The 11,625-nt window shown below is 69.5% G+C and carries 9 protein-coding genes; 5 read left to right on the top strand and 4 right to left on the bottom strand.

Annotated elements, in window-relative coordinates:
* Positions 1-154: 154 nt before the first annotated feature.
* From AB0436_RS18620 to AB0436_RS18610, 3 genes are all read right to left on the bottom strand, one after another.
* Positions 155-997 carry a DUF1080 domain-containing protein gene (locus tag AB0436_RS18620; protein ID WP_366468971.1) on the bottom strand — a complete coding sequence of 281 codons (843 nt, stop codon included), beginning with the start codon at positions 995-997 and terminating at the stop codon, positions 155-157.
* A gap of 157 nt (positions 998-1,154) precedes the next feature.
* Positions 1,155-2,111: a hypothetical protein gene (locus AB0436_RS18615; protein ID WP_366468970.1), complete on the bottom strand. Its 957-nt coding sequence runs from the start codon at positions 2,109-2,111 to the stop codon at positions 1,155-1,157.
* Positions 2,112-2,345: 234 nt separating this feature from the next.
* Entirely contained in the window at positions 2,346-3,569 is a 1,224-nt protein-coding gene (locus AB0436_RS18610; RefSeq protein WP_366468969.1) for an ROK family protein, read from the bottom strand.
* A 173-nt stretch (positions 3,570-3,742) separates the two neighbouring features.
* Here AB0436_RS18610 and AB0436_RS18605 point away from each other — a divergent pair, with 173 nt between their 5' ends.
* The 5 genes from AB0436_RS18605 to AB0436_RS18585 all read left to right on the top strand — a co-directional run bounded on the left by AB0436_RS18605 (position 3,743) and on the right by AB0436_RS18585 (position 9,707).
* Complete coding sequence (locus AB0436_RS18605; protein ID WP_366468968.1) at positions 3,743-4,966, top strand: Gfo/Idh/MocA family oxidoreductase; 1,224 nt, start codon at positions 3,743-3,745, stop codon at positions 4,964-4,966.
* Positions 4,967-4,971: 5 nt separating this feature from the next.
* Positions 4,972-5,892 (top strand): sugar phosphate isomerase/epimerase, encoded by a 921-nt coding sequence (locus AB0436_RS18600; protein WP_366469115.1) that lies wholly within the window; start codon positions 4,972-4,974, stop codon positions 5,890-5,892.
* A gap of 149 nt (positions 5,893-6,041) precedes the next feature.
* The gene (locus AB0436_RS18595; RefSeq protein ID WP_366468967.1) at positions 6,042-6,896 is read left to right on the top strand and encodes a TIM barrel protein; all 855 of its coding nucleotides are present in this window, start codon (positions 6,042-6,044) and stop codon (positions 6,894-6,896) included.
* A gap of 287 nt (positions 6,897-7,183) precedes the next feature.
* Positions 7,184-8,473 carry an MFS transporter gene (locus tag AB0436_RS18590; protein WP_366468966.1) on the top strand — a complete coding sequence of 430 codons (1,290 nt, stop codon included), beginning with the start codon at positions 7,184-7,186 and terminating at the stop codon, positions 8,471-8,473.
* 43 nt (positions 8,474-8,516) lie between these two features.
* Positions 8,517-9,707: a mandelate racemase/muconate lactonizing enzyme family protein gene (locus AB0436_RS18585; protein ID WP_366468965.1), complete on the top strand. Its 1,191-nt coding sequence runs from the start codon at positions 8,517-8,519 to the stop codon at positions 9,705-9,707.
* A 34-nt stretch (positions 9,708-9,741) separates the two neighbouring features.
* Here the strand turns inward: AB0436_RS18585 and AB0436_RS18580 are convergent, their stop codons facing one another.
* Positions 9,742-11,418, bottom strand: coding sequence for a rhamnogalacturonan lyase B N-terminal domain-containing protein (locus AB0436_RS18580; RefSeq protein WP_366468964.1), 1,677 nt, complete (start codon positions 11,416-11,418; stop codon positions 9,742-9,744).
* Positions 11,419-11,625 lie beyond the last annotated feature (207 nt).

Raw genomic sequence — 11,625 nt, 5'->3', positions numbered from 1 at the left:
AGGCGGCGGGGCCGGAGCCGTGCAGGCGCCGGGGACTCGCCCGGGGTCCGCCGGAGGACCGGCGTGACGTCGGCCTGCCGGCTGGCGCCGGCGGCAGGTGCGGTGTTGCCAGGTGGTGCAGGGGTGGCGCGGGCGGCCGGCGCCCGCGCCGCGGTTACAGCTCCCTGACGCGAAGATTGCGCCAGCGGCAGGCAGATTCCGGGCCCCAGCGATCGAGGCCCATCCGCTTGTCGGTGTCGTGCACCTCCAGCGCGATGTGCCCGCGTGAGCCGAGGATCGCGTGCACGGCCTCGGCGTCGTAGTGCGGCGCGTCTAGGGTCCGGAGGTCGATCTCGGCGACCAGCAGGCCGTTGATCCAGGTGGTGACGAGCGGCATGTCGCCGACGCAGCGGATGCGGAACTCGTTCCAGTCGTTCCAGCGCCAGACGGCGAGGAACTCGTCGATGCCGCAGGAGCGGGTCAGCATGGCGCGCTTGTCCGGCGTGAACGGCTCGAGGCTGGTGGCCGGATCATCCTCGCGCAGACCCACTGGGGTGTGCTGCGCATCGAATGCGGCGTCCAGGGCGAACGGGACGGCGTGGAAGGCGCCGATGCCGTTGCCGTAGTACCCGCCGATCGAGCCGGACCTGCGGTGGTCGAGGAGAATCTGCAGGCCCTCCCAGGAGTGCGGTCGGCGGCGGATCATGATGCCGCTGTCGGCGGGCCAGTCCGGCTTGGCTTCGAGCACCAGCTCGAAGTCGCCGAAGGACTCCTCACCGACCAGGTAGCCGCCGTAGCCGCTGCCGGGCGGGTCCTGCCGGCCGACCAGTGCGCCGTCCTCGACGGTCCATTTGGCCGGGTGGGCGTCGGCGTGCACTTGATAGTCGGGAGGGAAGTTGCCGTCGTCCAGTACGTGCGGGCCGCCGGGCCACTGGGTGCCGTAACTGCGCGGTACGGCGTTCCAGCCTTTGAGGGTCTCCCCGTCGAAGACGCTGCGGAAGCTGTTGTCGTCGGTCATCGGGGACCGCCTTTCAGCAAAGGTATGTCGGAGGTGGGGGCGCGGGCCTGAGGAGGGTGGCCCGGTCAGGGGTGGGGACACGCTGGTCGGCCGGCGGCGCGAGAACGTCCGCGCTCTGCGGAATCGGCCATGAGGCATGCCGGACGGTCCGCGATCGTCAGCGGTCCGCCATCGGGTAGGAGACGAAGGCGAAGCGCCGGCTGTCGGGCGCCCAGCTGTTGACGTTGAGGGTGCCCTGGCCGCCGAAGAGCGGGAAAGTGCGCAGGGTCTTCCCCCAGTCGTCCGTCGCGACCACGTGCACGGCGACGTGGCGGTTCTCCGGGTGACCGAGGGTGCCGGCGGGGAAGGCCACGTAGGTGGCGAGGCGGCCGTCTGGGGAGACGTGCGGGAACCAGTCGACGGTCCGGGAGGCGACCAGGCGTTCGAGCGGGCCGCCCGCGGTGGGCAGCCGGACGATCTGCGCGTGGCCGGGCTCAGTCGCGAACGCCTCGCTGTTGAGGAGGATCCACGCGCCGTCGGGGGAGTACTCCGGGCCGTCGATGTGGCCCTCGCCGGTGTTCACGACACGGCCGCGGCCGCCGTCGGCGGGCATCAGTGCGAGCCGGCCGGGCACACCGTCCACTCCGCGTGGAATCTCCACGTAGGCCAAGGTACGGCCGTCCGGGCTGATCCCGTGCAGGAAGTGCAGCGTCCCGTCGTCGTCAGTCAGGCGGGTGCCGGTGCCGCCGGTCAGCGGCACGCGGTAGAGATGGCCGTCCATGCCCGACAGGTACAGATGAGTCCCGTCGGGGGATACGACGTGGTCGTTGTTGATCGGCGGGACGCCGTCGAGGGGGATTTCCACCGGCTGCCCGGACCGCTGCCCGAGGTCGAACCGCCACAGTCGGCCGTCGCCGTTGAGCAGCAGACTCTTGCCGTCGGGGCTCCAGTTGGGGGCTTCCAGAAGAGTCTCGGACGTCTCGTACACCAGTTCCGTGGTGTCGGAGTCGGCGGAGGCGACCCACACGCACGTGCGCTGCCCGGGCTCCAGCACCCGCGGACGCATACCGGTGTCCTCGGTGGCCGGGCCCTGCGGTGTGGTGCCCGCCGGGCCGGTTACCTGGTTGTCGGTCATGATTTTTCCCGTTCTCTCGTTCGTTCCTCGGGCGGCCGCGCCGGGCGGTCCCTTGGGGACGCCGGGGGCGGCTGCGCACTGAGGCGGGCCGTAAGCCGGCGGGAGCGCCGACGGGGCCGGTGTGAACGAAAACCGGGGGAATGAGACATCCCGATGATTAGCGGCTGATGGCAGCGCTGTCAAGTCACTCATGACAGCGCTGCCACGAAAACGCCCTGTACAGGGCGTCGGGGATCACTCGGAGGCGATGCCGAGCAGCGCGTCGATGTGGTCGGGCGCGAGCACCGCCTCGATGCCGGCCGCCACGCCGCCGGCGATCCCCGCACCGTCGCCCAGGGTGCTGTGGCTCAGCAGCAGGTTGCGGGTGGCGAGCGGCAGGGCCCGCCGGTAGACGACGCTGCGGACGCCGGCCAGCAGATCGTCGCTGGCGGCGCTGATGAGACCGCCGATGACGATGGTCCGCGGGTTGTAGAAGTGCACCAGGGCCGCGACCACCTCACCGATCGGCTCGGTAGCCGCCCGCACGGCCCGCACCGCGCCCGGATCGCCCGTGCGCAGCCGGTCGGCCAGGTCCTCAATGGTCGACAGATCCTGGCGCTGGGCCTGCAGTTGGCGCAGGAGGGCGCCGGCGGAGGCGATCGCCTCGACGCATCCGACGTTGCCGCACACGCACACCACGTCGTCCGCGCCGGCCGCCCGCACATGCCCGATGTCGCCGGCCGCGCCGTCGGCGCCGCAGTGCAGCGTGCCGTCCGCGGCCACCAGGCCGCCGCCGATTCCCGTGCCGATCGAGATGTAGAGCAGCGGCGACTCCTCCGGCGGCCGGGCGCGCGCCTCGCCCAGCGCCATCAGGTTGACGTCGTTGTCGACCAGGACCGGACAGCCGAACCGCTCGCGCAGCGTGTCACCGACCGGGAAGCCGTCCCAGCCGGGCATGATCGGCGGCCGCACGGGACGCCCCAACTCGGCGTCCACCGGTCCGGGCAACCCCACCACCAGGCACCGCACCGCGGTCGGCTCCACGTCCGCCGAGGCCAGGACGTCGAGCAGGCCCTGCTTCAGTGCCTCGAGGCCGGCGACCGGGCCCAGGGCGACCTCCAGGGGGATCTTCCGGCGCGCCAGCTGAGTCTGGTCCAGGTCGGCGACCGCCAGTTGCGCCGATTGCGTGCCGACGTCGGCGACCACCACCACGCCGGCGCGCGGGGCGAGCGTGAGCCGGTGCGCCGGGCGACCGCGTCCCTCACTGATCGCTTGCCCGTCCTCGATCACCACGCCGGCCGCGAGCAGGGGATCCAGATGGGTGTTGACCGATGTGCGGGACAGACCGGTCGTGCGCACCAGCGCCACCCGCGAGGAGGCGGCGCCGGAGGCGATCAGACGGGCCAGCGAGCTGCGCACCACGCTCCCCTCGGTCCGCCCGGTCACCTGCGGCAGGGTCAGGCGTACCGGTTGCACCACGTTCATCCTCCTGGCATGCGTTTTTCACTCTATTAACGTCTAGAAAGAACATAAACTAATGCTCTTGTGTTTGTAAATCGGGCCGACTTAACTTTCATCAGACGAAAACCGGGCGTGAGACACCCACCGTGACCGCATTACCACGTGACCCACTACAAAGGAGGAGTCCTCGGGTGAGCGAACCCAGCGCTCCGAGCGGAGAAAGCGCTTCGGGACACCCCCGCACGCTGCCCGCCGCGCCATCCGCACCGCTCGGCTCATCTGCTCTCGGCGTGGCCGTCATCGGTGCCGGAATGATCGGTGCAGTGCACCGGCGCTCGGCGCTTCTGGCGGGCGCCGACGTGGTCGGCGTCCTGGCCTCGACGCCGCAACGCTCGCGTGAGGTCGCCGCGCAGTGGGGCGTTGAGCGTGCCTACGACGACCTCGACGCCGTTCTCGCCGACGACCGCATCCAGGTCGTGCACATCTGCACCCCCAACGCCACCCACGCCCGCTACGCCGAGGCCGCGCTGCGCGCCGGCCGGCACGTCGTGTGCGAGAAGCCGTTGGGTATCGGGGTCGAGCAGGCACGGCAGCTGGCGGAACTCGCCGAGGCGCGGGGCCTGGTCGCCACCGTGCCGTTCGTCTACCGCTACCACCCTCTGGTCCGCGAGCTCCGGGCCCGTCGCCTGGCCGGCGAGTTCGGTGAGTGGTACCTCCTGCACGGCAGTTACCTGCAGGACTGGATGCTCTCCCCGGACGCCTCGGGCTGGCGGGTGGATCCAGAGCTGGGCGGCCCATCAAGGGCGTTCGCCGACATCGGCTCCCACTGGTGCGATCTGGTGGAGTGGGTATCGGGCGAGCGTTTCACCGAGGTCATGGCCCACACCTCGGTGGCCGTCCCCACCCGCCCGGCCACCGACACGCCGAGCTTCTCGGGCCCCGCCGCCCCCGCTGCCGCGCGGGTGCCAGTGCAGACCGAGGACTCCGCGGCCCTCCTGCTGCGCACCGGCGGCGGCCTCCTCGGCTCGACCGTGGTCTCCCAGGTCTCGGCCGGCCGCAAGAACCGACTGTGGTTCGAACTCGACGGCGCCCGCGGCAGCGCGGTCTTCGACCAGGAGAATCCGGAGACGGCCTGGCTCGGCGCAGCCGACGGCCAACGCATCCTGGTGCGCGACCCCGAACACGGCTCGGCCGAGCAGCGCCGTCTGTCTCTGCTGCCCGCCGGCCACGCACAGGGCTACGCCCAGTGTTTCGAGGCGTTCGTCGCCGATACCTACGCCGCCGTCCGCGGCGATCTCATCCCCGAACGTCGTGACGGATTGCCGACGTTCGCCGACGGCCTGCGCTCGGCCCACCTGGTCGACGCGGTGCTGCGCTCCTCCCGTGACAACGCCTGGATGAAGGTGGAAGCGTGACGATCATGAAACTCGGGATGCTGACCGCATGCCTGCCCCAGTGGGACCTTGCCCAGATCGCCGCCTGGGCGGACCAGGCGGGATATCAGGCCCTCGAGGTAGCGGTCTGGCCCGACACCGGCGGACGCGACTTCGAGGCCAGTCACCTGCCTGTCGCCGATTTCGGCCCCCGGCAGGCCGAGGAGACCCGCGAGCTGTTCGCCCGCCACGGCCTGGAGCTGTCGGCGCTCGCCTACTACGAGAACAACCTCCACCCCGATCCGGCGCGCCGCGAGGAGATCCGCACCCACCTCGAGCACGCCATCGACGCCGCGCAGGCCCTCGGCGTGCCCTACGTCGGCACCTTCATCGGCCGTGACTGGACGAAGTCGGTCGCCGACAACCTCACCGAAGCCGAGCGGATTTTCCCCGAACTCGTCGAGTATGCCGGCGAACGCGATGTGAAGATCATCGTGGAGAACTGCGTCATGGAGGGCTGGCATCCGGACGGCTACCCCGGCAACCTGGCCTACTCCCCGGAACTGTGGGAGTGGATGTTCTCCCTCGGCCTCTACCTCAATTGGGACCCGTCCCACCTGACGTGGATCGGCATCGACCCGGTGGAGACCATCGCTCCCTACGCGGACCGCATCGTCCACGCCCAGGCGAAGGACGTCGAACTGGACCCCGCGGCTCGCCGGCGCTACGGCTTCTTCGGCAAGATCGACAAGGGCGGCAACCCCTGGGACATGGGCTGGTGGCGCTACCGCGTCCCCGGCCTGGGCCAGGTGGACTGGCGGCGCGTCGTGGACCGGCTCTACGAGCACGGCTTCACCGGCACACTCTCCGTCGAACACGAGGACCCGGTGTGGGGCGGCGACCCTGAACGCGTCACCCAGGGTCTGCGGATCGCCCACCGGACCCTGCGACCGCTCATCGTCGACTGACGGCCTGACAGGTCCGGCCGCCGTTCCCGCAGGTCCCGCGTCGGCCGAGACCGCAGTACCGCCCCACACCCGCTTCCCCCATACCCCGCTTCCCCTGCGGCCGTTGCCGCCCCGCGTCCCCGACCGCCGCCCCCAAGTCAGGAACACCCATGCCCGCCACCCCCGCTCCCCTGTCCGTCCAGCTCTTCAGCATCCGTGAACAGCTCGCTGCCGACCGCGCCGCCGCCTTGACCCGCCTCGCCGGGATCGGCTTCCGCCACGTGGAGCCGTTCGGCCTGTGCTCCCCGGACGGGTCCGCTGCCGAGCGCATGGCCGAGGTCAGGAACCTGCGCGCAGCCCTGGACGGCGCGGGCCTCGCCGTCTCCGCCGTGCACGCGGGTCTGCCCGCCGACCTCGGCGAACTCGTCGATGAGTGCGGGGTGCTGGGCGCCGATACGGTGTTCGTCCCGCACCCGCACATGGTCAGCGGGCCGGTCCACTTCGATGAGGACACCTTCACCGTCACCGCCGGCCCCGACGGGCCGGCCGACCTCGACGCGTTCGCCGCCCGCCTGGGCGCGGCGGCCGAGGAACTGGCGGCGCACGGGCTGAGCCTGGGCTACCACAACCACTGGTTCGAGTGGGTGCGGTTGCCCGACGGAACCACCGCCTGGGACCGTTTCTGGTCCCGCGCCGGCGACGCGCTCCGCGCGGAGCTGGACGTCTACTGGACCGTGGCAGCCGGCGCTGACCCGGTCGCTGTCCTCACCGCCCTCGGTGAGCGCACCCTGGCCCTGCACGTCAAGGACGGCCCGGCCGAGCCGTGGCAGCCGCAGACCCCGATCGGCACCGGCCGCGTCGACCCGGACGCAGTGCTGCGGCACGTGCCCCGGAGCGTGCGCTGGTGTGTCACCGAGATCGACAGCACCGACCTCGACCCGTATGAGCTGCTCGCCGGCAACGCCCGTACGCTCGTCGAGCGCGGACACGCCCGCTGGGAACAGGACCGGGCACACACGCGATGAGCCGCCCGCGCGGCATGGATCGGCTGCGCCCGTAGCGACACCGCTCTCCCGGCCTCAGGCGGCACCACGGTGCGGCAACTGCTCGACAGGCCGATTGACCGCTGTTGTGAGTCTCTCCCCGGCCCGGCGGCGCCCCCGCTCGCGCCCCACGGCGCCGGAACACCGCACACCCCAACACCCGTGGCGCCGGTTCTGCCACACCCCGGCACCACATCGCTGAAGGCGTGTCAGGGCGGAACCGACCGCCACCCCATCACGATCATCATGTCTCGATGGAGAGGCCACCCATGCACACGTCACCCTCCGGGCTGTATGCCCGTCTGGGCTCCATGATGGCTCTTGAGTACTTCGCGTTCGGCTCGTGGAAGCCGACCATGGGCCTTGTCCTCAGCCACAACGGCCTCGGCAGCTTGATCGGCAACGTATTCATCGTCTCAGCGATCGCCGCCGTGCTTTCACCGCTCTTCGTGGGCACGCTCGCGGACCGGTTCTTTCCCGCGCAGAAGGTCTTCGGCGTGCTGCACCTGGCCGGGGCGGTGTTGCTGGCCCTCATGCCGCAGGCGGTCGAGCACGGAAACGGGGTGCTGTTCACCGTCCTGCTCTTCGTGTTCATGTTGTTCTTCCAACCGACGCAGGCCATGCCGAACAACATCTCCTTCACGCATCTCCAGAGCCGGATGCGGGTCTTCCCGTATATCCGATCCCTGGGCACGGTCGCGTGGATCGCCGCGGGGCTCCTGGTCGGCCAGACCGGGCAGTCCGCCCGGCCCACCATTTTCTACCTGGCCGCCGGCGTCTCCGTGGTCCTCGGTCTCTACTCGTTCACCCTGCCGAACACCCCGCCGCTTCAGCGCGACGGCACCTTCCGCATCGGCGACATCATCGGCATCAGCGCGTTCCCGCTGCTCAAGCGCCGCAAATTCCTGGTGTTGATGATCTGCGTACTGCTGACGTTCGTCCCGATATCGACGTACAACGACTACGGCTCGACGTACCTGGACGCGGCCGGCGTAAAGAACGTCGCCTCGATCATGTCGCTCGGCCAGGCCGCCGAGTTCGTGTTCATGCTCCTGCTGCCGCGACTGCTCAAGCGGTTCGGCTACCGCCGCATCCTGCTCACCGGCGCTGCCACCTGGATCGTACGCATCTCGATCTTCCTGGTCCTGACCCACGGCCAGGTCTGGCTGGCCGCGATCGTCGTCTCCCTGAACGGCATCACCACCGACTTCTTCATGGTCACGATCTACATGTACGTTGACCGGATGGTGGCGCCCGAACTCAAGGCGCAGGCCCAGGGGTTGATCTTCTTCTTCCAGCTCGGTGTGGGCAGTCTGCTCGGCGCGGTCGTCGCCAGCTCGATCTACAACAGCGTCATCGGCAATGCCGCCCATTCCCAACTCAGCGACTGGCGGCCGATCTGGCTGGCGGCGGGAGGCGTGGCCGTGGTCACCGCCACCGTCATGATGCTGTTCCTCGGCAAGGACGACCCCGACTTGGATCAGGTCACCGCAGGCGCGGACGACGCACCCGGCTCAGCCGGGCCCGACGCCCCCCGGAGCGTCGCGTCCACCCACTGACCCGCCCTGCTCGCCGCTCCCGCGTCACCCCCTAAGGAAAATGATGAAGATCACCGCCGTGAAGTGCGCCCTCCTGGGCAACAGTCCCGTCGTGCGGGTCGTCACGGACGAAGGCATCGACGGCTACGGCCAGATCGAGTCGTACAAGCCCTTCGCCAAAGCGTTCGTCCCGTACTTCGCGGAGTTCGTACTCGGCCAGGACCCCACCAACGTCGAATCGGTCATGCTCACCATCCGACGGCGCGGTGGCAACAAGCCCTGGGGCAGTGTCGTCAGCGCGATCGAGATGGCGCTCTGGGACATCGCCGGAAAGGCCGCCGGCCTGCCGGTGCACAAACTGCTCGGCGGCAAAGTCCGCGACCGGGTCCGGGTCTACAACGGCGGTGTCCGCGTTCCCCGAAAGGGCAACGACCCGCAGGATTTCGCGGACCTCATGGCGCACCTCAAGACGGTCCCGGAGGGCTTCACGCTGATCAAGCAGGCCATCGGGTACCACGACCCGATGGCGGGCGAGATCCCCGGCTACTCCTACGCAGAAGTCCGCACCGGCGCCCCGCACCCCAACCGCGGCCTGCTCACCGAGCGCGGTCTGGAGCACACGGTGGAGTGCGTCGCCGCCATGAAGGAGGTCCTCGGCGACAGCATCGGGCTCGCCCTGGACTGCGGGCCCGGCTGGACGGTCACCGACGCCATCCGATTCGCCCAGCGCATGGAGCAGTTCAATGTGGTCTGGCTGGAGGACCTGCTCACAGGTGACTTCGTCCCGTGGACGGACCCCTCCGCGTACCGCGATCTGACCACGGCGACCTCCACCCCGATCCACACCGGTGAGCAGCTCTACCTGCGTCACAATTTCCGCGACCTCATCGAGACCCGCGCCGTCGACGTGATCGGCCCCGACCCGGCTGATGTGGGAGGCATCGCCGAGCTCAAGTGGATCACTGAATACGCCGATCTGCACGGCGTCTCGATGGCCCCGCACGGGGTGTACGACGGCCTGATCGGCCTCGGAGCCCTCGTCCAGGTCTGCGCCACACTCCCGGACAATTTCATCGCCTTCGAGTACCCCGTCGCCGAGCACGCCTGGTGGTACGACATCGTCGAAGGCTGGCCCAGGACCATCGTCCGCGACGGCCACATCGAGGTCGGTGACCGCCCCGGCCTCGGCGTCACCCTGATACCCGAAGAGGCTCGGAGGTATCTGGCGGAGGAGGACCGCCACTTCTTCGACTGAGCGCGCCGCTTCCCCGCCTTCCGCTCGCAGGTGGTCAGGCGAGAAGATCCAGCGCGTCGATGGACGTCCCGGCGCTGAGGTACGCGGTCGTCCCCGAGCCGCTCACCACCTCGATCTTCAGCACGTTGTACTGACCGGGGTCCGTGAGCCACGCTGCGGCCGGGACGCTGTAGGTGAACGTGTGGTTGTTGCCCCGGTACGACCCGACGGTCAGCGAACGGGTGCCCGGCTGGGTGGGCGGCGAGGGGATGGCCGACACCCAGTCGTTCACCGTGACGCGCGGCCGGCCGTTCGCGTAGGCCGTCGTCACGCCGATGCGCAGGGTGTGCGCGGCGGCGGCCTGGGCGGCGCTGAGCTTGAAGTAGACCAGCAGGCCGCTGTTGACGTCCTTCCAGATGTACGCCGGGAACGCCGAGGTCTCACTGCCGCTGCCGATCACCACGTTGCCCGTCCAGGCGGCGGCCCGGGCATCGGACGGATGCGCGTATGTCATCAGCGTCGCGTTCTTGAAGCCGTTCGGCGTGCCGTCCCAGTCGCCGATCCGCCAGATCGCCTTCGCGTTGCTCGGGTCGTTCGACGAGGGGACGGTGATGGTGTTGAGGGTCGTCGTGCTGCCCGCCGCCACCGTCGCCGAGGTGGTGTGGACGGCGAGTTCACCCTTGAAGATGGTCAGGGTGTACGTCCCCGGCAGGGCTCCCTCGATCGAGAAGTAGCCGTCGGACGACCTGGCCGAACCCCAGTACTGCGCCGCCGAGTTGGCGAGCCCGACCGTGTACGGGTACGCGGTGTCGCGGCCCGAGATGCCGACGCCCGCGACCTTGCCGCGACCTCCGGCGGCGACATACCCGGAGATGCCGAGCGAGTCCGCCCACGGCGTCGTGAGGTTCCCGTGGTACAGCGACGACGAGGGCGCGCCGCCGTCCGTGAAGGCGATGACGTACGGGCCCTGGAGCCCGAATCGCTGCGTCTCCGTCTGGTTCTCGCCGTAGTAGAGGATCTCGTACAGTCCGCCGCCGTCCGCGCTCTGGTGCCGAAGCAGGGAGCGGTAGAAGGGGCCGCCGGAGGCCTTCTCGTGGTTGCTGCGCACCATCCACAGGCCGACGTTGCCGGCGCTCCAGCCGATGTAGTCGTAGTCGGCGACGCGGTGCTTCGAGTAGTGCTTGGAACGGGTCTGGCCGTCCGGCTTGGCGAACACGTCCGCGGATTCGATGGTGGTCGGCGCGTAGGTGTAGGAATCGGGCTCGTCATTGAGGAACTTGCCCGCCTTGACGCGCACGATGTAGCGGGTCGCGCTGACCGAGGCGTCGGCCTTGTTGGTCCACAGATAGACGTTGTTCTCGCCGCTGCGGGCCGCGTAGTAGTGCTTGAGCGTGCCGTGCGCGACGCTGACCAGGATCGTGGAACCGGACTGCTTGATCGTGACGGTCGAGGTCCCGAGTCCCGACTCGACGTGCGAGTTCTTGCCGCCGTAGCCCTGGTACTCAGCGCCCCGGTAGACGAGTGAGGTGAGGTCGCCGTTGGCTTTGCTGACCTTGAAGACCAGGTCCGCGCCGGTGTCGATGACGTAGTTCGAGCCGTCGTCCCGGTAGCCGAAGCTCGCGGCGCGCGCTGTAAAGGCCAGCGGACCGGCGAGTGCGGCCGAGCCGGCCGCGGCCGCGCTGCCGAGAACGAAGGTGCGACGGCGGACCGGTCTGGGAGCGGATCCGGACATGTGGGGTGCCTCCTCGGGGAGGGCGTGGGGGTACGAGTGCTTGGCAGACTGGCAGTTGAATCGTTTTTACGAAAGAGCCTCGACCGGATTCGGAAGGCCTACTAGAAAGCGCTTGCTGGTGGCGGTACTGTCCAGGCCGACGGATTTGTCCCGGTGTGGAGGAGCCGTAATGAGACGTTTCATGATTCCTGTGCTTGGGCACTGACC

It is taken from the genome of Streptomyces sp. NPDC051322, from assembly GCF_040689485.1.
Lineage (GTDB): Bacteria > Actinomycetota > Actinomycetes > Streptomycetales > Streptomycetaceae > Streptomyces.
This window is presented reverse-complemented; position numbering and strand designations above follow the sequence as displayed.

Coding starts and splice junctions, on each gene's coding strand:
- AB0436_RS18620 (WP_366468971.1), bottom strand. CDS start 997: ATGACCGACGACAACAGCTTCCGCAGCGTCTTCGACGGGGAGACCCTC.
- AB0436_RS18615 (WP_366468970.1), bottom strand. CDS start 2,111: ATGACCGACAACCAGGTAACCGGCCCGGCGGGCACCACACCGCAGGGC.
- AB0436_RS18600 (WP_366469115.1), top strand. CDS start 4,972: ATGAAACTCGGGATGCTGACCGCATGCCTGCCCCAGTGGGACCTTGCC.
- AB0436_RS18595 (WP_366468967.1), top strand. CDS start 6,042: ATGCCCGCCACCCCCGCTCCCCTGTCCGTCCAGCTCTTCAGCATCCGT.
- AB0436_RS18590 (WP_366468966.1), top strand. CDS start 7,184: ATGCACACGTCACCCTCCGGGCTGTATGCCCGTCTGGGCTCCATGATG.
- AB0436_RS18585 (WP_366468965.1), top strand. CDS start 8,517: ATGAAGATCACCGCCGTGAAGTGCGCCCTCCTGGGCAACAGTCCCGTC.
- AB0436_RS18580 (WP_366468964.1), bottom strand. CDS start 11,418: ATGTCCGGATCCGCTCCCAGACCGGTCCGCCGTCGCACCTTCGTTCTC.